Origin of the sequence: Congregibacter litoralis KT71 (genome assembly GCF_000153125.2) — a bacterium.
GTDB lineage: Bacteria > Pseudomonadota > Gammaproteobacteria > Pseudomonadales > Halieaceae > Congregibacter > Congregibacter litoralis.
On sequence record NZ_CM002299.1, the window covers coordinates 3,334,307 to 3,354,298 of the forward strand.

Sequence of the window (19,992 nt, forward strand, 5' to 3'; positions counted from 1 at the left end):
AGAAGCGCATGCAAATAGTAATCAGCGGACACCACGTCGAAGTCACCGATGCCCTGCGGGAGTACGTAGAAGCAAAGTTCGAACGTTTGCAGCGGCACTACAGTCAGATCAGCAAGTCCGAGGTGACACTCATCGTGGAGAAAATGGTACAGACAGCAGAGGCCACGGTGCATATCGCCGGCAAGGATCTGTTTGCCTCCGCTGACTCGGAAGATATGTATGCCGCCATTGATGCCCTTGTGGACAAGCTTGATCGACAGCTGATCAAGCACAAGGAAAAGAACCGACCCCACTAAACGCCAGGGAGCTTTTTGAATTACCCATGTCAGCAATCCCGACCATGAGCCCGGAAACACCCCACGCCGCCAACAGCGTCAGCGATCTGCTCACGCCGGCACGCAGCCTGTGCCGCATACCCGGGGGCAGCAAGAAGCACCTCTTTGACCTGGTTGCGGAGGTACTGGGGAGTGACCGGGATGAGTTCCACCCGGATGAGCTGGTCGCCGGCATGCTGGCACGGGAAAAACTGGGAAGCACCGCTCTGGGCAATGGCATCGCGATACCTCACTGCCGTCTCAGGGACTGTGAGACGCCCTGCGGCGTGCTCCTGACCCTGTCCAGCGGTGCGGACTTTGATGCGCCGGATGATGAAGATGTGGATCTTCTCTTTGCCCTGGTGGTACCCAGCGAGGCGACCCAGGAGCATTTAAACCTTCTCGCAGATCTGGCGCGGCTTTTCTCCCAGGCGGACTTCCGGGAGGCCCTTCGCCACTGCGGCAGCAACGAAGAGCTGTTTAACACGGCGACAAACTGGACCGCAGGCAGCGCCTAGTGGACCTGATCATCATCAGTGGTCGTTCGGGATCCGGGAAGAGTACCGCCCTGCACCAGCTGGAGGACGAGGGTTTTTACGCCATCGACAACCTCCCCGCTTCCCTCCTCCCCGCCCTTGTGCGGGAGACGGGACCGGGCCTCCCGGAACAGTTTCGGGGCATTGCCGTGTGCATTGACGCGCGCAACGCTTTTCGTGACCTTCAGGGCTTTAATGCTGCCCTGGCCTCCCTGCCGGAGTCGGTGCAGCCGCGGATTCTTTATCTGGACGCCGATGAAGCCACCCTGATCAAGCGTTTCAGCGAGACCCGGCGACGCCACCCCCTGACCAACCAGAAACTACCGTTGGCCGAGGCCATACGCTATGAAAGTGAACTTCTGGAACCTTTGGCCGCGCAGGCAACCCTCACCCTCGATACCCGGACCATGACCATCTATGAGCTTCGGGATGCCATCCGCCAGAGACTGGTGGGCTCCGAAGCAGAGGAGATGGCCATCCTCTTTCAGTCCTTTGGTTTCAAGCGGGGCGTACCCGGCGATGCGGACCTGATTTTTGATCTACGACTGCTTCCAAACCCTCACTGGTCAACCGAGCTGCGCCGGAAAACCGGCGAAGATCCTGACGTTGTCGCCTACCTTGAGGACCACGATATTACCGGGCAGCTGTTTCAGGATATTGCGGGTTTTATCGAACGCTGGGTGCCCGCCTACCAGAAGAGCAGTCGCAGCTACCTCACCGTCGCTCTGGGCTGCACAGGCGGCCAGCATCGCTCGGTGTATATGGCCAGGCGCCTTTATAACCATTTTCAGGGCCAACTCGCGCAACTTCAGCTTCGCCATCGGGAGCTCCAGTAGGCAGCGCCATGATCGAGAGCGAGCTCAATATCATCAATAAGCTGGGGCTTCACGCCCGCGCCGCTGCCAAATTTGTCAGCTGTGCCAGCCGCTTTGGAAGCAGGATTCAGGTCGGTAAGGGTGGAGAGTGGGTGGACGGCAAGAGCATCATGTCCGTGATGATGCTGGCCGCGGGCCAGGGCAGCACCCTGGCCCTCCGCGTCGATGGTGACGATGAGGCCGCGGCCACGGAGGCGATACATGCCCTTGTGAACGACTACTTCGGCGAAGGCGAATGAACACCCTGCAGGAAGATCAGAAGCGCTCCCGGGATAGCGTTTCCCGGGCTTTGGAGAGCGGCACCCTGGCCGATGTTCGCCGGCTCATTCGAGTCATGGAACCCGGCGAGGTCGCCCATATCCTCGAATCCTCACCGCCGCGGTACCGCCATGTGCTCTGGCAGCTGCTGGAGGGTTCCCAGGAAGCCGAGGTGCTCAACGAGCTGGGAGAAGAGCTCAAACTCGATTTTCTCCAGAGCATGGGACCGGATCAGGTCGCCCAGATAACGGAAGAGCTGGACGACGACGACGTCGCGGATATTCTGCAGCAGCTCCCCGAGGCCTTCACCCAGCAGGTGCTGGATGAGATGGATGAGCAGGACCGCTCCCGTCTCGAGCGGGTGATGGTTTACGACGAGGACACCGCCGGTGGCCTCATGAACACCGACACCATTTCCATTCGCGCGGATGTGACCCTTGACGTGGTCCTGCGTTTTCTCCGGCGCCACGAAGAAATACCGGAGATGACGGATACGCTCATCGTGGTCAGTCGCGACGATCATTACATCGGACTCCTGCCCGTGCGCACGCTCCTGGTATCCGACCCCGGCTGCTCCGTGCGGGAACTCATGCTCACCAAGCGCAAACCCCTCCACACGGACATGCCCGACAGCGAGGTGGCGCGGCTGTTTGAGCGCAACGACTGGGTCTCTGCCCCCGTGGTCGATGGCGACGGTCTCGTTGTGGGGCGAATCACCATTGACGATGTGGTGGATGTTATCCGCGAAGATGGTGACCACTCCTTCATGTCCATGGCGGGCCTGGATGAGGATGACGACACCTTCGCACCGGCCATTAAAACCGCGAGGCGTCGGGCGCTGTGGCTGGGTATTAATCTTCTGACAGCGTTTATTGCGTCCTCCGTGATTAATATGTTCCAGGGCACCATCGAAAAGGTTGTTGCCCTGGCCGTGCTTATGCCCATCGTCGCGTCCATGGGCGGTATAGCCGGCACGCAGACGCTGACGGTACTCGTGCGCGCCCTCGCCGTAGGACAGATCAATCGCAGCAACGCCCGCTGGCTGATCAGCCGGGAGTTTGCCTCCGCCGCCCTCAATGGTGTCCTCTGGGCACTGGTGGTCGCCGTGGCCGCCGCCCTCTGGTTTGATGACAACACCCTGGGCCTGGTCATCGCCCTCGCCATCGTCATCAATCTGATCACCGCAGGTATCACGGGCGCCGTGCTACCTCTGCTATTGCAGCGCCTGAACATCGACCCCGCCCTGGCCGGAGGTGTGGTCCTCACGACGGTCACGGATGTTGTAGGCTTTATGTCCTTTCTGGGTCTGGCCACGGTGTTTTATGCCTAAACCGAAACGCGGCAAGAAAAAACCCGTAGACGATTTCGGGATCGCGACCGACGAAGAGTTTGACGGTCCCAGTAAATCCGCCATGAAGCGGGAAATGACCGCGCGCCAGGAGTTGGGAGAGGCTCTTTGCGAGCTCAGTGCCCGGGAACTCGAGCAGATCCCCATCGAGGACGAGGACCTCCTGGCAGCCATCGCAGAGACCGCGCGCATCAAACACCACAGCGCCTTACGACGCCACCGGCAGTACATTGGCAAGCTGATGCGTCGCATTGATCCCGAGCCGCTGCAGGGGGCGCTGGATGCCCTTTATCAATCGCGGAAGCAGGAAACCCTGGTGTTCAAGGGCCTGGAAGCCCTGCGGGACACGCTCATCAGCGACGGCGACAAGGCCCTGGGGCCAGTCCTTGAAAAACATCCCGAAGCCGACCGCCAACACCTCCGACAACTGATTCGTGAAGCCCAAAGGGAGGCCGTTGCACAGAAAGCACCCGCCGCTAGCCGTCGCCTTTTTCGCTATCTTCGGGAGCTTCACTCCGAGGCGTGAGTTTGTCGTCAAAGAGACGGCTGAAAGTCACCGTGGGCGTCTCCATGGGACCCGAGACCTCATAGACCGCCGAGGACATGCGGTTGACCTGTTTTTCAAAGACCTTACTCACCACAAACACGCCCGCTGCCACGGCAGGGCCAGCGGCCAGGGCCGCCACCCAGGGCAGGTTGTTGGCGACGGGCAGGGTCACCAGCAGTTCACCATCGATACTGCCCGACTCCAGATCGCTGACGCCCGTAAAGGCGAAAGCGCTCGCCGCGCCATCAATCTGCAGATCCGCCACCTCAAGCGTGCCCCGCTGAAGAAACAGCTCTGTGCTGGCCGTGACAAAGGGTATGCCTGACTCGAACATGTGACTGAGGCTAAGGCCTCGAAGTATCTCGGCAAAATTCAGAAAACTGATCATGGAAAGTGCCCCGGGTCCTGACTCGAGAAGACGTCCGTTACGCGCCGCCAGCGCCACGGAGCCCTCGGCATCGACCACCGCGTAGGCAGACGGCGGACCGGGCCACTGTAGCCGCAGAGACAGGGAACCCGATTCCGACTCCAGGGTGGGGCTAAAGCCTGCGGCGCTCATCACCCCGCCGAGATCTCCATAACTGGCATCGATCTCCAGGGCGGTCACCTCGCCATCCTCACTGTTAAACCAGCGCAGCATGCCGGGCTGGGGATCATCCAGCGCCAGGCCCCAGAGCTCACCAGAGATGTCCGTGGCATAGACGGCCCCGTCAGACTGATCCGTATCCAGATCAAACCCCAGCCCACCCAACATCCTTCCTTCGTTGCGCAGCTCCAGGACGTCAACCCGCATACTGGGCATCGTGGCCCGCACCTGCGCCAGGGCGATGGGCTCTCCCTCACCAAAGCTTTCCAGATCCAGATGCTCCAAAAGCAGCCAAAGCTCCCCGCCCTCGCGGGTAAGGCTGCCCTGCACCAGCTGAGATTCAATGGCACCCTGCCAGAGCGTCTCCTCGCCCCATAGGTCTATCCGGGCCCGCCCAAAACTCCGCGTAGCGAGACGCAGCTCGCCCACTTCCAATGAATCGATGTCATAGCTGAGGGGAGCACCGGCTTCTTCTTCGGCGATAGACGCGTCGGACTCAAGGACGGCCAGGGTCTCGGCTTCCGGGGGTTCATCCGGTATGTCGGCAGAGGCCATCGCACCGTAGCGACGATAAAAATCAGCCCACTGGGTGATATCCAGGGCAGACACGGTACCGCTGAGACAGAACCGCTGCTCACAGCTGTTCAGGACCGCTGCTTCGCCGCCCACCCTGGCGGCGAACCTGGACAGGCCCCCTTCCTCGAGCTGCAGTGCGATTGCCAATCGCTCACCCAGAGAGACGGACATCACCGGGTCGGCTTCCAGCGGAATGGAAAGAACCAGCGGTAGCGGCTGATCCGCAACTTTCTCAAAAGGTTGCGGCGCGTCAAAGGCTGCGCCCAATAACTCTGAACGTAAGATAAAACGCGGATTGTCTTTATCGCTCAGGCGGAGCTCACCGGTGAAGGCGGTGTCCCCCGAGGTAAAGCCCAGGAGCGGCTGTTTTAACCAGGGCGCCACGGCCCCGGTGTCGAACTCACCGGTCAATGCCAGGTCTATACCCGGCCCGGGATTCTCAGCACTTTGCTCGGTGCTGCTGTCCGCGGAGGCGATACCGTCGAGGGTACTCAGAACGAGGTTGCCACCCAGGGCCTGACCGGCCAATTCGCTTCCCAGAAAACCCTGATCCGTTCGATAGCGCAGTATGCCTTCCACATCGGAGACGGTGAGCTGCAGCTGGTCTATCGCCGCGGAGGCATCAACAAGCGCCAGGGACAGATCGACATTGGCCTGCCCTGCCTCACTGCCAATGGGCAGGGTGAGTGCAAGATCGCCCTCCATGGATCCCGAGAATCCCCAATCCTCAAAAACACCATTGGTCACATCGCGCAGGGGGGAATCACGCAGAAGGACACCCGCGGCCGTCGCCGGCCCGGATACATGACCGTTAACATCCAGTAAAACGCCCGCTGACTGGGGCAAAACGCGAACCATCAGGTCCGAGAGCTCCGCTCCCTCACTCCGGGCCCTGGGAGCCCTCCCCCAGGTCCTGCCATCATCAACCCATACCGTGGCCTGCACATCCGTCAGCGGCGGCCACGCCGGATCATAGGTGAGGGTCGCGTCGCTGGCATCCACAAACAACTGCACCGTCATGTGTGGATAGTTGCGCCGACGGGTGCTGCCCCGCCAGATAAAACCCGCGCGCTCTACCGTGCCCGCCACGATGCTGCGATCCAGCCAGCCCAGCAGGGGACCCGGGAGCGTCATGGGCAGATACTTGCCCCGCTCCTGCACCACGGAATCCTCAAGTCCGATGAGCAACTCAAGCTCCACCCCCGTGACGCGTTCCTGAAAGGGAATGTCCACGGAAAAAAGACCATTCGCCTGCCCTTCGTCCCCGATGAGTTGCATCAGCCCGCTGTCAATGTGCAGGCCCGCCTCATCCCAGGCCAGGTATACGTTACCCAGAGCGTCGCTGTAACGAAGCGGCTCGGCATACAGGGATGGGTAATGCATGCTGAATTCGTCGGCGTCGAGGTTTAACTGCCCCCCACCCGGCGCCAGCTTCAGATAGCCCGTCACCCCCGTGAGGGCCGGCGTGTTGCGCCAGCTCTCCACGCTCAAGTCGTCCACGGCACTGCGTAACTGCCAGCTGTTGGCGGGATCCGAAAGATCGTCCAGGCGCAACTCCACCACGCTGAGAGTTCCTGTTGGCGCAAGAGTCGGCAACACATCCCGCAATCCCTGGGGCATTCCCGGCGCGGCCGCGAGGAGGGTGGGCAGCGCCGCGAGGCCCAGATCGCTGGCACGGATGCGCAGCGCCTGTCCCCACCAATCAAATTGCGCCCGGTCCAGATCCAGGGCCTGACCGGCGCGCTCGATATGAAAATCCTCCGTCAGCAAGCTCCAGTGCCGAGCGCGTTGCTCAAGGGCCGCTTCAAAGGACAGAGCGTCCAGAGGCAATGACCAGCCACCATTGAGCTCATCCAACTGCAAGGCAGCACCGTCCCAGCGCATCTTCGCCGTGGAATCACCGGCAACCCGGGTCAGCCAGAACTGCGCACTGGCAGACCCCGCGAGACGGAAAGGCAAATCCAGGGTATCCCAAAAAGCACTGAGTGCAGCGAGGTCACTGCTCTTGGCATCCACGAAGACATCACCGGTCCAGGACAGGGGCCGCAGAGGACTGCCTACGCCCTCAGCGTTCACGCTCAAAGCGATACTCTCGCCCTCGATGATGCCGTGAAGCCTGCGGGCGTTGCCTTCGCGCTCGAGAAGCAGGTTCACCGCCAGGGCTACGCGATCTCCGGAGGTAAGGAGGTTGAGCTGATTTTCTGCCAGGGCCACCCGTTGAACATTGGGGAGAAAATCCTCCAACCAGGCCTTGAGCACGCCGTCGCGGGGGACAAAGCCCACAACCTCGATGGCACCCTCCTGCGTGAGCCGCGCATCCAAGGTCAGCCCCGCCACATCCAGGCGTGACAACTGCAGGGATCCCGCGAGTAAACTGCCGGGGATATCGAGACGCAGAGACCCGCGCCCAATGGCGACAGGAGGCACAGTCGGGTCGTCCTGCGTGATCCGCAGCTCGGTGAAACTGAGCTCCGGGCTGAAAGCGTTCCAGCCTCCCGACAGGCTGTCCACGGACACGGTGAAGGGCAGTTGACGGTTGATCAGTTCCAGCACCGGATCGCGAAGCGCCGGCATTTGCTGCATGAGAAAACGGCCCGCGGCAACGTAGATCGCCAGGAGCACCACCAGGAGCACAAGCAGACGCCAGGCCCAGGGCGCCAGAGCATGAAACCCCCGAAGGGGCAGACTTTCGCTGTGCGGGCTCTCGCTCATCGTCAACTAGTCGCCTGGCTGCCTGCTATAGCAACACAATATCGAATTGCTCCTGCGTGTAATCGGGCTCCGCCCGAAAGCTGATGCTACGCTCGATAAATGATTCGAGGTCGCCCACGTGTGCAGACTCCTCATCGAGGAGACGCTCCACCACGGCCTGGGAGGCCAGCACCAGCAGTCCGCCGGTTTCGTAGGCCCGCGCATCGCGCATAATCTCCCGGAGAATTTCGTAGCACACCGTCTCCGCCGATTTTAATACACCTCTACCCTCGCAATTTGGACAGTCTTCGCAAAGGGTACGTTCCAGACTTTCACGACTGCGCTTGCGGGTCATTTCAATGAGACCCAGCGCTGACACACCGCTGATCTTGTTCCTCGCCGGATCCCGGGACATGGCTTTTTCCAGCGCGCGATGCACCTGCCTGCGATGCTCCCCGTCGCTCATGTCAATAAAGTCCACGATAATGATGCCGCCAAGGTTGCGCAGACGTAGCTGCCTGGCAAGGACGCTCACCGCTTCAAGATTGGTCTTGAACAGCGTCTCTTCCTGGTTTCGCCGTCCCACGAAGGATCCCGTATTCACATCGATGGTGGTCATGGCTTCGGTCTGATCAATCACCAGGTGCCCGCCACTTTTCAGGGGCACCACCCGGGCAAGGGCGCGCTGTATATCTTCTTCTACGCCATGAAGATCAAAAATCGGTCGCTCGCCCTCGTAGAGCTCCACAAGATCGGCAACCTCCGGCATGTACTTGAGACAGAAATCATTCAGCACTCCATAGTTATCGTGGCTGTCCACCAGAATGCGCTGGACCCCCGGCCGCGCCAGGTCCCGCACGGCGCGCAGCTGCAGGGGCAGATCCTCATACAGCAATTCGGGACCCCGAGCCTCCGATACCCGCCGTGACACCACGGCCCAGAGGCGCTTGAGAAAGCGAAGATCCGCGAGGATCTCGCTCTCCCCGGCACCCTCTGCGGCGGTTCTCACTATGAAACCGCCCCCGGTCATGGACTCGGACTCCAGGGCCGCGGTGAGCACTGCCTGAAGCCTGGCCCGCTCCTCGACCTCATCAATGCGTTGGGAGATGCCCAGGTGGTCGCTCTTAGGCATGTACACCAGGTAGCGGGTGGACACGGAGAGCTGGCTGGTGAGGCGCGCGCCTTTTTTGCTGATGGGATCCTTTACCACCTGCACCGTAACCATCTGCCCCTCGCGGAGATGATCGGCAATACGCTCATCGGTGAGGGTGCCCACGCCGAGAACATCGCTCAGATGGAGAAACCCACTGCGCTCGAAGCCAAAGTCGACAAAAGCGGCCTGCATACCCGGGAGCACCCGGACGACACGCCCCGCATAGATATTCCCTACGGTGCCACGGCTCGCCTGACGCTCTATGTAAACGTCCTGAGCAGCGCCGTTCTCCACAACGGCAACCCGCGCCTCCATGGGGGTGACGTTTACGAGGATTTCCGCATTCACGCCGCGTCCTTCCCGAGCACCGGCACGAGACCAAAGCGCTGTAACAGTTCTCGCAGCTCAAAAAGCGGCAGGCCAATGACATTACTCACGCTGCCCTCCACGCGACGGACAAAGCTACCGCCCAAACCCTGGAGCGCATAGGCTCCTGCTTTATCCCAGGGCTCATCCGTTGCCAGATAGTCATCAATCAAGCGCCCGGATAACTCACCAAACTCAACGACGGTCCGCACCACAATCACCTCGCTGCGTGCGGGGTCTCTCGCGCACACCGCGGTAAGCACTTCGTGGCTTCTCCCGCTGAGCGCTGTGAGCATGGCGCGGGCATGATCTTTATTCTCAGGCTTCCCCAGGCTTTGTTCCTCGAGGACGACGCTTGTATCCGCGGTGAGGAGAACCGTGGATTCTTTCAGGTCCAGCGCTGCGGATTTTTCCCGCGCCATGCGCTCCACGTAGTCCCGGGGTGCCTCGTCGGAAAACGGGGTTTCGTCGATATCCGCGGGACAGACGGTAAACGCCAGTCCCAGCTGCTGAAGAAGCTCGGTCCGACGGGGGCTCGCGGAACCCAATACCAGGGTCGGCTCCGGCGTGGACATCAATGCACCTTGTAGCTGCGACGGAGTTCGCGCAGCAGGGGCATGAGGAGAGGCCACAGCAGGGCCGTGCTCAGGGCGGGAAAAAGAAAACCGAATCCCGGTACGGCTCCGCCCTGGAGTCCCTGCAACCATTGGGTAATCAGTTGGTGGAGCCCGGCAAGGAGAAAAATCACGGAGGACTGCTGTACCAGGGTAAAGACGCGCAGACGCTGATACATCAGACCTGCCAGGGTCACCACCACGGACAGGGACAGCATGTTCTGCCCAATGACCGCGCCCTCCATCACATCCACAAAGAGACCAACAACGAGTGCCGTTACCAGTCCCACGCGGTGAGGCAGAGCGATGGTCCAGTAAACGAGCACCAGGAGGATCCATTCGGGGCGCCACCACAGGAGCGCTCTTGTGAGAGGAATCACCGCGAGCACCGCGGCAAAAAGTAATGAGGCCAGAATCACCCAATAGGCGTTCATGCGCTCACTCACTCGGCGCGGCCTCGGGTTTCAGAACAGGCTCAATGTCAGGCAGTTGACTGAACACCAGGAGAACGTGACGGGCGCGATCCAGGGCGGCCGTGGGGGTCGCAGAAATCCGTGCAAAAGCTTCGCCGGGATTACGCTCCACGGCAGACACCACCGCGACGGGATAGCCAATGGGAAACCGCCCCCCCAGACCCGAGGTGACCAGAAGATCCCCCGCCTGGATGTCCGTGGTCGCCGTAACGTGGTTCACCGCCATCTGATCCAGGGAACCGACACCCTCCGCTACCGCTCGCACCCCATTGCGGTTTACCTGCACCGGCACGGAATGGCGGGGGTCGGTTACCAGCAGCACCCGTGACGTGGTCATCCCCACTTCTACTACCTGCCCCATGAGGCCCTGGGCATCGATGAGAGGTTGTCCGAGATACACGTCGGCCTCCGCTCCCTTGTCCAGGACTAACTGGTGACGCACGGGGTCGGGCGACACACCAATGATCTCGCTCACGAGCACATCATCGCGCAGGAGCGCCGTGGAATTCAGAAGTGCCCGCAGGCGGGCGTTATCCGCCTGCATGGAGGCAAGCTGCTGGGAGCGCCCCTGAAGCACCAGGTTTTCGCGCCGCAGCCGGTCGTTATCCTCCAGGAGACTTCGCCGGGAGAGGATGTTGTTGTCCTGCCAGTCGCTGATCGCGGAGGGAATATCTGCAATGAGATAGATGGGGGTAAGGAGTGTATCGATTCCGGAGCGCACCGTGGCGAGACCGCTGTAGCGCAGATCCGCCAACAGCAGCGCGCCCACGAGCACGAGCCCCAGCACAAGCCTGAGACCGAGATTGGATTCCTGTATAAAAAGCGGCTTGATTAGCAGCACCCAAAGCGGGCAATGCTTATGCCGCCCGCGATTACTCCGTAGACAGCAATTCTATCGTATGGCGGTCCATACGTTCCATGGCCATACCGCCACCACGGGCTACACAGGTGAGGGGATCCTCGGCCACGACCACGGGAAGACCCGTTTCTGACGCGATAAGCCGATCCAGGTCCCGAAGGAGCGCGCCGCCCCCGGTCAGGACGATGCCGCTCTCGGCGATGTCGGCGGCCAATTCCGGCGGCGACTGCTCCAGTGCGGACTTCACGGATTGCACGATGGACGACAGGGGATCCTGGAGCGACTCGAGAATTTCGTCGCTGTTGAGGGTAAAGCTCCGTGGCACACCTTCCGCCAGGTTGCGGCCGCGAACGTCTATTTCCCGAAGCTCGCTACCGGCAAAGGCACAACCCACTTCCTGCTTGATTTTCTCTGCCGTGGAATCGCCGATGAGCGTGCCGTAGCGCCGGCGCACATAGGCGACGATCGCTTCATCAAAACGATCCCCGCCGAGGCGGATAGAATCGGAGTACACCACGCCATTGAGGGAGATGATGGCGATTTCCGTGGTGCCACCGCCCACGTCCACCACCATGCAGCCAGCGGCCTCATCGACCTCCAGCCCTGCGCCGATAGCCGCTGCCATGGGCTCTTCGATGAGCCGCACTTCCCGGGCACCCGCGGAGAGCGCGGATTCACGAATAGCGCGCCGCTCCACCTGGGTCGATTTGCAGGGCACGCAGACCAGTACACGGGGGCTGGGGCGAATAAACCGGGTCTCATGCACCTTGGCGATAAAGTGTTGGAGCATTTTTTCCGTGACCTGAAAGTCTGCAATAACGCCGTCTTTCAGGGGTCTGATGGCCGTGATATTCCCCGGGGTCCGGCCAAGCATGCGCTTGGCCTCGGTGCCGACCGCTTCAATGGTTTTCTGCCCGTTGTGGATGCGAATGGCAACCACCGAGGGCTCGTCGAGAACAATGCCCTGACCGCGCACGTAAATCAGGGTGTTGGCTGTTCCGAGATCGATGGAGAGATCGTTTGAGAACATGCCACGCAATTTTTTCAGCATGAAAGTCTGTTACCTGAATGAAGGCAAATATGGAAGGTGAAGATACTCGCGGTCGAGACCGCTGCCAAACCCCTGTCGCAACATGTCGCCGGTGATGCCTCGCGTCGATTATCTGGTGTCACCGGCCGTTGCGTAGCGTCACCGGCGTTTATCTAGTCTCGCAAAGGCCTGTCTACTCGCGTTTTACGCGCTCAAGCCGGCGTTTCTAATTAGCGTCACTATGGCGCGCAAGGTTATCAATCGCGGGGGTGTTGGGCAAGAAACAAATGTTGTATGGTGCGGCGCTCTCCGAGGTTCAACCCCGACAAAACAACAGATAGAGCCATGTCCGTATCCGGCGACACCATTCGAGAAATCGCACAGCTTGCGCGCCTGCGCGTGGAAGAAGATGAGCTCCCCGCGCTCACGGGGAACTTCAATGCCATCCTCGACCTTTTTGAGCAGCTTCAGGCAGCGCCCACGGATGGCGTAGAGCCCATGGCGAATCCTCTCGACGCCCGACAGACTCTCCGCGACGACGTCGTGACCGAGAGCAACCAGCGCGACTCCCTCCAGAGCACCGCGCCCCTCACGGAAAACGGCCTTTATCTGGTACCACGGGTAGTCGACTGAGATGGCGACGCAGATGACCACCGGGACGGATACAGCCATGGACACCCGCAGCCTCGCAGAGCTAGGGGCCGCCCTGGCACAGGGCGAGACCTCCAGCGTGGCGCTCACGGAAGCTGCGCTGGCGCGCATCGACGCCCTGGACGGCGGGCTGAACAGCTTTATCACCGTGGACGCCGAAGGCGCTCTGCGGGAGGCCCGGGAAGCCGATGCCCGCATCGCCCGGGGCGACGCCGGCCCTCTCACGGGCATACCCATCGCTCACAAGGATATCTTCTGTACCCGGGGGCTGCGCACCAGCTGCGGATCGCGCATGCTCGATGGCTTTGCACCACCCTATGATGCGACGGTGGTGGCGCGCTTCCGAGAAGCGGGTGCCGTGCTCATTGGCAAAACAAACATGGATGAGTTCGCCATGGGCTCATCCAACGAGAACAGCTTTTACGGGGCCTGCGCAAACCCCTGGGACAGGTCGCGAGTACCCGGCGGTTCGTCCGGCGGGTCCGCCGCTGCCATCGCAGGGGGCCTCGTCGCTGCGGCGACGGGCACCGATACGGGAGGCTCCATCCGCCAGCCCGCCGCCTTCTGCGGCATTACCGGCCTGAAGCCCACCTACGGACTGGTCTCGCGGCTGGGCATGATTGCCTACGCCTCCAGTCTCGATCAGGGTGGCCCCATGGCTCGCAGCGCCGAGGACTGTGCGCTGCTTCTGGGCGCCATGGCAGCTCACGATCCCCGGGATTCCACCTCGGTCCAGCGGCCCCCGCAAGACTATGTAGGGGGACTGCAGCAGCATTCTATGGAAGGACTGCGCATCGGGGTGCCCAGGGAATATTTTGGCGAGGGCCTGAACAACGATGTGGCCGCCGTCATTGACGCTGCGCTCAAAGAATTCGAAGCCATGGGCGCTACACTTAAAGAGATATCCCTCCCCCGCACCGCCCTGTCCATACCCGCGTACTACGTGATCGCGCCGGCGGAAGCGTCCACCAATCTCTCCCGCTATGACGGCGTGCGCTACGGCCACCGCTGCCAGGACCCCGTCGATCTGGAGGATCTCTACACCCGCAGTCGCGAAGAGGGCTTTGGCGACGAGGTGCAGCGTCGGATACTCGTCGGCACCTACGCCCTGTCCTCGGGGTATTACGATGCCTATTACAAAAAAGCCCAGCAGGTGCGCCGCCTCATCGCCGGTGACTTTGCCACGGCGTTCGAGAGCGTCGATATCATCGCCGGCCCTACCACCCCGGGGGTAGCTTTTAAACTCGGCGCAAAAACCAGCGATCCAACGGCGATGTATCTCGAAGATATCTACACGCTCTCCGTGAATCTTGCGGGACTCCCCGCCATGAGTCTTCCCGCGGGATTCAGTGACCACCTCCCCGTGGGCCTACAGCTCATCGGTCAGCATTTTGACGAGGCGCGGCTCCTGGCAGCAGCTCACCAATTCCAGCTGCGCAGTGACTGGCACCGACAGCTGCCCGGGCAGGAGCCACACCCATGAGCCGTGAGATGGTTATCGGGCTGGAAGTCCATCTGCAGCTTGCCACCCGCTCAAAGATTTTCTCCGGCAGTCCCACCACCTTTGGCGCGGAGCCCAATACCCAGGCGAATGCCGTCGATCTGGCCATGCCGGGCATGTTGCCCGTGCTTAATAAGCAGGCGGTGCGTTACGCGGTCATGTTCGGACTGGCGATTGATGCCGAGATCGGTAAGCGTTCGGCCTTTGATCGCAAAAATTACTTTTACCCCGACCTTCCCAAGGGCTACCAGATCAGTCAGTTTGCGGAGCCCATCGTGGGCACCGGCCGCTTCAGCTTTAAACTCCCCGATGGTTCCGAAAGCACCGTGGGGATAACCCGCGCGCATCTTGAAGAAGACGCGGGAAAGTCTCTCCACGAAGACTTCCATGGCATGACAGGCATTGATCTGAATCGCGCCGGAACGCCACTGCTGGAAATCGTCACGGAACCGGATTTTCGCAGCGGCGAACAGGCCGTGGCTTTTCTCAAGGCGCTCCACAGCCTGGTGACCTATCTGGGCATTTCCGACGGGAATATGGCCGAAGGCTCCATGCGCTGCGATGTGAATCTCTCCCTGCGACCCGCGGACAGCGACACCCTGGGCACACGCACAGAAATCAAGAACGTGAACTCTTTCCGCTTTGTGGAGAAGGCGATCCGCTGCGAGCGCATTCGCCAGGAAGACATTCTCGATGATGGCGGCAGCATCGTTCAGGAAACGCGCCTCTATGATGCAGACCGCGACGAAACGCGTTCCATGCGCAGTAAGGAAGTCGCCAACGACTACCGCTACTTCCCCGAGCCCGACCTGCTGCCGGTGATCCTGGATGACGAGGATATTGCAGAAATCAAAGCGTCGCTCCCGGAGCTCCCCCGGGCGCGGTGGGCACGATTCCAGGACGAATACGGCCTTTCGGAGTATGACGCCGGTGTGCTTACGGATGAGCGCGACGTCGCGGACTATTTTGAAGCCACCGCCAAGGCCAGCGGTGACCCGAAGCTCGCCGCGAACTGGATTCAGGGCGAACTGCTGGCGGCACTCAATGCCGAAGATCAATCGATTCAGTCCTGTCCCGTTGCCGCGGAGCACCTTGGCGGCCTTATCCTGCGGATAAAGGACCAGACCATCTCAGGCAAAATCGCCAAAGAGGTGTTTGAGGCCATGTGGAACGGTGAGGGAGACGCCGATGCGATCATCGACGCCCGCGGCTTAAAGCAGGTGTCCGATAGCGGCGCTCTGGCGGCCATGGTGGATCAGGTGGTTGCCGACAATCCGGATCAAGTCGCCCAATACCGCGCCGCGGATCCTGCCAAGCGCAAAAAACTCAGCGGCTTCTTTGTGGGGCAGATCATGAAGGCCTCCAAGGGGCAGGCGAACCCGCAAATGGTGAATGAGTTACTGATCCCTCGCCTCGAGGCCGACGACAGCTAGATGCAACGCTAGCGTTCAGGACACACAGCATGCGTAAAGACAAAGTCAAAGTTTTAGATGAACAGTGGGACGACGAACGGGTCGCCAGCTTTCTGGAACCCCGCCCCGGTGATGGCGATAACGCCGACTTTCAGCTGCTCCTTCGGGCCTACCAGAGCATGCGCGATGCGGATTTTGCGCGGTTTATCCCCCTGTTTTGCAATGCGGGACGGGACATCAACGCCCGGGGGCGCGAGGGTAAGACGCTGCTGGAGGAAGTCAGCGAGCACCGCTACGGCATCGCTTACGCCGAGACCCTGAGAGCCCACGGCGCGAAATAGCACAACGAATCCTCAGGTCGAGCCCTGCTCGTAGGGCACCCGGCCCCGCATAAAGCGCTCACGGTTTTCACGCTTTTTCTCTTCGCTTTTCGCCAGTAGCACCAGCACGGCTCCGGTTCCCCCGAGGTTGGGAGGCGCGCTGTGAAAGGCCTGCACCGGTGCCAGTTCCCGCAACCAATGATCCACAAAGCCCTTGAGGATGCCCACCGCCTCACTGTTGGGGCTGCGCTCACCCTTCCCGTGAACGATGAGCACGCTGCGCAAACCCAGCTCGTGACATTCGTTGATAAAACCGTAAATCTCCCGCCGCGCACGCTGCACGTTCATACGGTGCATATCCAGCCGCGCCTCAGCGGCATAGCTGCCTTTTTTCAGTTTGCGATAAACGCCGTTCTGGATACCGGGGCGCTTGAATTCCAGCACGTACCAGGGATCCAGGGGCTTAACGCCCTCGTCGGCCAGGGGGTTGCTATCCCTGCCCCGTTCCGTGACCGCAGCCTCACGGCGCAGCTCCACGAGGGTTTTGTCCGTCGCGGAGCGACCACGCCGGACCCGTGTCTCGGTCTTTAACGGGGTCACATCCCCCATCTCGCTGAGGAAGTCGTCATCATCCTGCATTGTCGCCGCCTCCTGAATCTGTGGTCTACCGGCACACGCCTGGAGCGGGCCCTCTCGAGAAAGTCATGCCCGCCGGGCTCCTGGGGTGTCACGGCGTCGCCGTCTGGTCGCACAGGGCACTCGCCCCAACGCACTAAGGGCCTAAGCCCCGCACACAGCATTGTGCTCGCGTTAAAATACGCAGACAAGCAGACACACAGATCAGGAAGAACATTGGAAGGCGATCCTCTTTACGGAGCCGGCTGTCTTATTCGCGGCGGCAAGATGCTCAGTCACCCAAAACTCAGGCCCTTTGTCCTGGTGCCCCTGACTATCAACGTCATCATCTTTGGCTCGCTGATCGGCTGGGGTCTCAGCAATCTCATCGACTGGGTAAACAGCTGGATGGCATGGCTGCCCGAGTGGCTGTCATTCCTGGAGTGGATTCTCTGGCCCATCATCGGCCTGACTGTGGCCCTGGTGACCGGCTACCTGTTTACCGCCGTGGCCCTCCTCATCGCCTCGCCGTTCAATGCCCTCCTGGCGGAAAAAGCCGAAGAGCTGATCACCGGCCAGCCGGTACAGGGCCTGGAGGGCCTGGGCGCCGCCCTGATGGGCGTGCCACGGGGCATCTTCCGGGAACTGGCCAAACTTGTGTACTACATCCCCATGGCCTCCATGGTGCTGATCATCAGCTTCATTCCCGCCGTGAACGCTGTCGCACCCTTGCTCTGGCTACTCCTTGGCGCGTGGATGATGAGCCTGCAGTTTGTTGACTATCCCATGGACAATCACCAATTCAGCTTCAAAGACGTACGCATCGCTGTCAGCGACCGCCGCCTCTCCAGCCTCGGTTTTGGCGGCATAGTCGCGGCCCTGGCCAGCGTGCCCATCGTCAACTTCTTTGTAGTGCCCGCCGCCGTTGTCGGCGCGACGATTCTGTACGTCGAGGAGCTTCGGTAGTCTCACTTTGGCCTGTTTTATTTAAGCTGCCAAAACGGTACTTCGGAGAACAAAGCTACGCGCTGCAAGATCATCTCGGGCAAGGAAAAGTTGAGGTTTGCGAAGGCCTGTGCCGCGCCGCATTAACGCTTTCGCGGACACGGGACATCGTGGCGATCTGTCAGGGCTTTTGCTGTGCCGCGTTAAGGTTTGCGCGGACGTCGCGAGCCATGGATGGCGAGCGCCGAGCCTGTCATGGATGACGCTTTTTGGCGGTCCGCGAAAACCTTAACGCGGCGCGGCACAAGCCAAAGCACCATAACAACCGGATCACCTCCCCCCTCATGCGACCCTAGCTCGACCCATGCCTTTTAATGCACGGTCTCAAGAATGCTCTTAGCGCGACAACAACTCCGCCGGTGGATGCTCACACACCACGGGCTCACCAAGCAGCGCTTCAAGGTCCGGTAGCAGGAAGGCGTCGTCCTCACTGGCAAAGCTGATGGAGGTGCCGCTGGCGCCCGCGCGACCCGTGCGACCGATGCGGTGCACATAGTCTTCGGGATCTTCAGGGAGGTTGTAGTTAACCACGTGGGTCACGCCATCAACGTGAATACCCCGACCCGCCACATCCGTGGCAACCAGCACAGAGATCTCCCCCTTCTTGAACTGATCCAGGGTCTTGGTGCGCTTGGCCTGGGCGATCTCGCCGCTGAGCATGCCGCAGGTGATGCTGGCCTTGCGGAGACGCTCGAAGAGGCGACGCACCTGATCCCGGCGATTAGCGAAGACGATGACCGAGCTCGCATCATCGCTGCGCAGGAGGTTGACCAGAATCCGGAAACGCTCCTCGCTGCTCGCCAGATAGATGCGCTGATCCACGGAATCCGTTGCCACGTGATCGGGCTCGATCTCGATGGTAATGGCATCGGTGGTCCACTGTTGGGACAGGTTAATAATGTCCTGGGTAAAGGTTGCGGAGAACAGCAGCGTCTGACGGTAATCCTTATGGGGAGTCTGGCGCACAATACGCTTTACCTGGGGGATAAAGCCCATATCGAGCATGCGGTCCGCCTCGTCAAGCACCAGCACCTCGACCTGGTCCAGCACCAGATCGCGCCGCCCCGTGAAGTCGATAAGTCGACCCGGCGTCGCAACCACCAGATCCACCACCTCGCGACCCAACTGATTTAACTGTTTCTGATAGTCCATCCCGCCGATGAGGGTGCAGGTGTTCAAGCCCGTGTGCTTGCCCAGATCCTCGGCATCCGCCGCGATCTGCATTACCAGCTCCCGCGTGGGCGCAATCACCAAAGCCCGGGGCTCGCCCAGAAACCGCTCTCCCTCATGGGGATGTTTGAGGAGGTCATCAAAGATGGTGATCAGGAACGCCGCGGTCTTACCCGTACCGGTTTGCGCCTTGCCGATCGCGTCGTGCCCCTGGAGTGTGTGCGGGAGAATCTGGGCCTGGATCGGTGAGCAATACTCGAAACCGATTTCGGCAATCCCGTGCATCAGGGTCGGGTGCAGGTCTAAATCATGAAAACGGGTTTTGCCCTCTTCCGGCGCCACATCGAATTCATCGACGCTCCAGGAGGATGCAGCCTTGCCGTTGGCTGCCTTGCCGTCTTTTGAGGAACCGCTACGAGAGGAGTGCTGGGATCGTTTGGAACTGGTCAAAGGAATATCTACCTGAAAATTTAGGCGCGCAGTCTAGCATTTTTGGCGAATAATTGATCAGCGATTAAACAGGCGCCCCAGGTAGTAATCGACGCTCACATAGCGACCGCCGCCGGTAAAAAGCAGGGTCAGGAGCATGAGCAGATAGGTCACGGCGAGTTCGATCCCGTTGTTGAGGATGACAAAATCGCCGCGCTCCGTGAGCCAGCTGTAATTCCCGTGTTCCCGGAGCAAATCCCGGGCCGCTCCCAGACGCTGGGCCACCTCGGGCACGCTGGAGTCAGCGATAGCCGCCCAGCCGTGATCCCAGTGCACGGCAAAAATTGCCACCAGCATCACAACGATCAGGGGAATGGAAATCCAGCGCGTCGCCAGCCCCAGGAGCAATAACAGGGCCCCGATGGCCTCGGAATAAGCAGCGAGGTAGGCGAGCATTACAGGAAACGGTAAGCCCAGACCGTACTCCGCATTTCCAAACCACTCGATGGTGTTTTCCATGCCCGCGATTTTTTGCGTGCCCGCCATCCAGAGCACCGGCACCAGATACAGACGCAGGGCCAGGGGCGCCAGTCCGTCAAGATGGGCAAGACGCCCGAAGAAAGCTTCCTGAAACCGGCCAAATCCCTGAACCCATGAACTCAC

Annotated in this window: 20 protein-coding genes; 11 read left to right on the forward strand and 9 right to left on the reverse strand. The window is 60.7% G+C overall.

Annotated elements, in window-relative coordinates; all coding sequences use genetic code 11:
* The first annotated feature begins 8 nt into the window (after positions 1–8).
* Genes hpf through yjgA form a run of 6 tightly spaced genes read left to right on the forward strand, consistent with a single transcriptional unit; the run spans position 9 to position 3,857 of the window.
* The gene (gene hpf, locus KT71_RS15200; RefSeq protein WP_008294475.1) at positions 9–296 is read left to right on the forward strand and encodes a ribosome hibernation-promoting factor, HPF/YfiA family; all 288 of its coding nucleotides are present in this window, start codon (positions 9–11) and stop codon (positions 294–296) included.
* Between the two features lie 26 nt (positions 297–322).
* Positions 323–832 (forward strand): PTS sugar transporter subunit IIA, encoded by a 510-nt coding sequence (locus KT71_RS15205; protein ID WP_023660151.1) that lies wholly within the window; start codon positions 323–325, stop codon positions 830–832.
* Entirely contained in the window at positions 832–1,686 is an 855-nt protein-coding gene (rapZ, locus tag KT71_RS15210) for an RNase adapter RapZ (protein WP_008294473.1), read from the forward strand. The genes KT71_RS15205 and rapZ overlap by 1 nt, the downstream gene beginning before the upstream one ends.
* A gap of 8 nt (positions 1,687–1,694) precedes the next feature.
* Positions 1,695–1,964 (forward strand): HPr family phosphocarrier protein, encoded by a 270-nt coding sequence (locus tag KT71_RS15215; RefSeq protein ID WP_008294472.1) that lies wholly within the window; start codon positions 1,695–1,697, stop codon positions 1,962–1,964.
* Positions 1,961–3,313: a magnesium transporter gene (gene mgtE, locus KT71_RS15220; protein ID WP_008294471.1), complete on the forward strand. Its 1,353-nt coding sequence runs from the start codon at positions 1,961–1,963 to the stop codon at positions 3,311–3,313. Before KT71_RS15215 ends, mgtE begins: the two co-directional genes overlap by 4 nt.
* Entirely contained in the window at positions 3,306–3,857 is a 552-nt protein-coding gene (gene yjgA / locus KT71_RS15225) for a ribosome biogenesis factor YjgA (RefSeq protein WP_008294470.1), read from the forward strand. Before mgtE ends, yjgA begins: the two co-directional genes overlap by 8 nt.
* Here yjgA and KT71_RS15230 read toward each other — a convergent pair.
* Genes KT71_RS15230 through KT71_RS15255 form a run of 6 tightly spaced genes read right to left on the reverse strand, consistent with a single transcriptional unit; the run spans position 3,808 to position 12,247 of the window.
* Entirely contained in the window at positions 3,808–7,752 is a 3,945-nt protein-coding gene (locus KT71_RS15230; protein WP_008294468.1) for a YhdP family phospholipid transporter, read from the reverse strand. The two genes, yjgA and KT71_RS15230, sit on opposite strands and share 50 nt — an antisense overlap.
* A gap of 25 nt (positions 7,753–7,777) precedes the next feature.
* Positions 7,778–9,232: a ribonuclease G gene (gene rng / locus KT71_RS15235; protein ID WP_008294467.1), complete on the reverse strand. Its 1,455-nt coding sequence runs from the start codon at positions 9,230–9,232 to the stop codon at positions 7,778–7,780.
* Positions 9,229–9,825 (reverse strand): Maf family protein, encoded by a 597-nt coding sequence (locus KT71_RS15240; protein ID WP_008294466.1) that lies wholly within the window; start codon positions 9,823–9,825, stop codon positions 9,229–9,231. The genes rng and KT71_RS15240 overlap by 4 nt, the downstream gene beginning before the upstream one ends.
* Positions 9,825–10,310, reverse strand: a complete 486-nt coding sequence (mreD, locus tag KT71_RS15245; protein ID WP_008294465.1) for a rod shape-determining protein MreD — start codon at positions 10,308–10,310, stop codon at positions 9,825–9,827. Before mreD ends, KT71_RS15240 begins: the two co-directional genes overlap by 1 nt.
* The gene (mreC, locus tag KT71_RS15250) at positions 10,303–11,178 is read right to left on the reverse strand and encodes a rod shape-determining protein MreC (protein ID WP_008294464.1); all 876 of its coding nucleotides are present in this window, start codon (positions 11,176–11,178) and stop codon (positions 10,303–10,305) included. The genes mreD and mreC overlap by 8 nt, the downstream gene beginning before the upstream one ends.
* 31 nt (positions 11,179–11,209) lie before the next feature.
* Positions 11,210–12,247 (reverse strand): rod shape-determining protein, encoded by a 1,038-nt coding sequence (locus KT71_RS15255; RefSeq protein ID WP_008294463.1) that lies wholly within the window; start codon positions 12,245–12,247, stop codon positions 11,210–11,212.
* A 324-nt stretch (positions 12,248–12,571) separates the two neighbouring features.
* On the opposite strand from KT71_RS15255, the gene gatC reads away from it, so the two are divergent.
* From gatC to KT71_RS15275, 4 genes are read left to right on the forward strand one after another with little or no spacing between them, the layout of a single operon-like run.
* Positions 12,572–12,859: an Asp-tRNA(Asn)/Glu-tRNA(Gln) amidotransferase subunit GatC gene (gene gatC / locus KT71_RS15260; protein WP_008294462.1), complete on the forward strand. Its 288-nt coding sequence runs from the start codon at positions 12,572–12,574 to the stop codon at positions 12,857–12,859.
* A gap of 37 nt (positions 12,860–12,896) precedes the next feature.
* Entirely contained in the window at positions 12,897–14,360 is a 1,464-nt protein-coding gene (gene gatA / locus KT71_RS15265) for an Asp-tRNA(Asn)/Glu-tRNA(Gln) amidotransferase subunit GatA (protein WP_040363329.1), read from the forward strand.
* Complete coding sequence (gene gatB / locus KT71_RS15270) at positions 14,357–15,811, forward strand: Asp-tRNA(Asn)/Glu-tRNA(Gln) amidotransferase subunit GatB (protein ID WP_008294460.1); 1,455 nt, start codon at positions 14,357–14,359, stop codon at positions 15,809–15,811. Before gatA ends, gatB begins: the two co-directional genes overlap by 4 nt.
* A 29-nt stretch (positions 15,812–15,840) precedes the next feature.
* The gene (locus tag KT71_RS15275; protein WP_008294459.1) at positions 15,841–16,131 is read left to right on the forward strand and encodes a PA4642 family protein; all 291 of its coding nucleotides are present in this window, start codon (positions 15,841–15,843) and stop codon (positions 16,129–16,131) included.
* A gap of 12 nt (positions 16,132–16,143) precedes the next feature.
* Here KT71_RS15275 and smrA read toward each other — a convergent pair whose 3' ends face one another.
* Positions 16,144–16,749, reverse strand: a complete 606-nt coding sequence (gene smrA / locus KT71_RS15280; protein ID WP_008294457.1) for a DNA endonuclease SmrA — start codon at positions 16,747–16,749, stop codon at positions 16,144–16,146.
* 213 nt (positions 16,750–16,962) lie between these two features.
* Here smrA and cysZ point away from each other — a divergent pair, with 213 nt between their 5' ends.
* Positions 16,963–17,691, forward strand: a complete 729-nt coding sequence (gene cysZ / locus KT71_RS15285) for a sulfate transporter CysZ (protein WP_008294456.1) — start codon at positions 16,963–16,965, stop codon at positions 17,689–17,691.
* A gap of 375 nt (positions 17,692–18,066) precedes the next feature.
* On the opposite strand, the gene rhlB is transcribed toward cysZ, so the two are convergent.
* Together rhlB and KT71_RS15295 are read right to left on the reverse strand one after the other, a co-directional pair.
* Complete coding sequence (rhlB, locus tag KT71_RS15290; protein WP_008294454.1) at positions 18,067–19,350, reverse strand: ATP-dependent RNA helicase RhlB; 1,284 nt, start codon at positions 19,348–19,350, stop codon at positions 18,067–18,069.
* A gap of 57 nt (positions 19,351–19,407) precedes the next feature.
* Positions 19,408–19,992: an HvfX family Cu-binding RiPP maturation protein gene (locus tag KT71_RS15295; RefSeq protein ID WP_008294453.1), complete on the reverse strand. Its 585-nt coding sequence runs from the start codon at positions 19,990–19,992 to the stop codon at positions 19,408–19,410.

What these genes read in the sequence shown, in the direction of transcription:
- gatA (WP_040363329.1), top strand. Translation starts at nt 12,897, where the DNA reads ATGGACACCCGCAGCCTCGCAGAGCTAGGGGCCGCCCTGGCACAGGGC.
- KT71_RS15205 (WP_023660151.1), top strand. Translation starts at nt 323, where the DNA reads ATGTCAGCAATCCCGACCATGAGCCCGGAAACACCCCACGCCGCCAAC.
- KT71_RS15240 (WP_008294466.1), bottom strand. Translation starts at nt 9,825, where the DNA reads ATGTCCACGCCGGAGCCGACCCTGGTATTGGGTTCCGCGAGCCCCCGT.
- gatC (WP_008294462.1), top strand. Translation starts at nt 12,572, where the DNA reads ATGTCCGTATCCGGCGACACCATTCGAGAAATCGCACAGCTTGCGCGC.
- yjgA (WP_008294470.1), top strand. Translation starts at nt 3,306, where the DNA reads ATGCCTAAACCGAAACGCGGCAAGAAAAAACCCGTAGACGATTTCGGG.
- smrA (WP_008294457.1), bottom strand. Translation starts at nt 16,749, where the DNA reads ATGCAGGATGATGACGACTTCCTCAGCGAGATGGGGGATGTGACCCCG.
- mgtE (WP_008294471.1), top strand. Translation starts at nt 1,961, where the DNA reads ATGAACACCCTGCAGGAAGATCAGAAGCGCTCCCGGGATAGCGTTTCC.
- hpf (WP_008294475.1), top strand. Translation starts at nt 9, where the DNA reads ATGCAAATAGTAATCAGCGGACACCACGTCGAAGTCACCGATGCCCTG.
- gatB (WP_008294460.1), top strand. Translation starts at nt 14,357, where the DNA reads ATGAGCCGTGAGATGGTTATCGGGCTGGAAGTCCATCTGCAGCTTGCC.
- KT71_RS15230 (WP_008294468.1), bottom strand. Translation starts at nt 7,752, where the DNA reads ATGAGCGAGAGCCCGCACAGCGAAAGTCTGCCCCTTCGGGGGTTTCAT.
- KT71_RS15275 (WP_008294459.1), top strand. Translation starts at nt 15,841, where the DNA reads ATGCGTAAAGACAAAGTCAAAGTTTTAGATGAACAGTGGGACGACGAA.
- KT71_RS15255 (WP_008294463.1), bottom strand. Translation starts at nt 12,247, where the DNA reads ATGCTGAAAAAATTGCGTGGCATGTTCTCAAACGATCTCTCCATCGAT.
- KT71_RS15215 (WP_008294472.1), top strand. Translation starts at nt 1,695, where the DNA reads ATGATCGAGAGCGAGCTCAATATCATCAATAAGCTGGGGCTTCACGCC.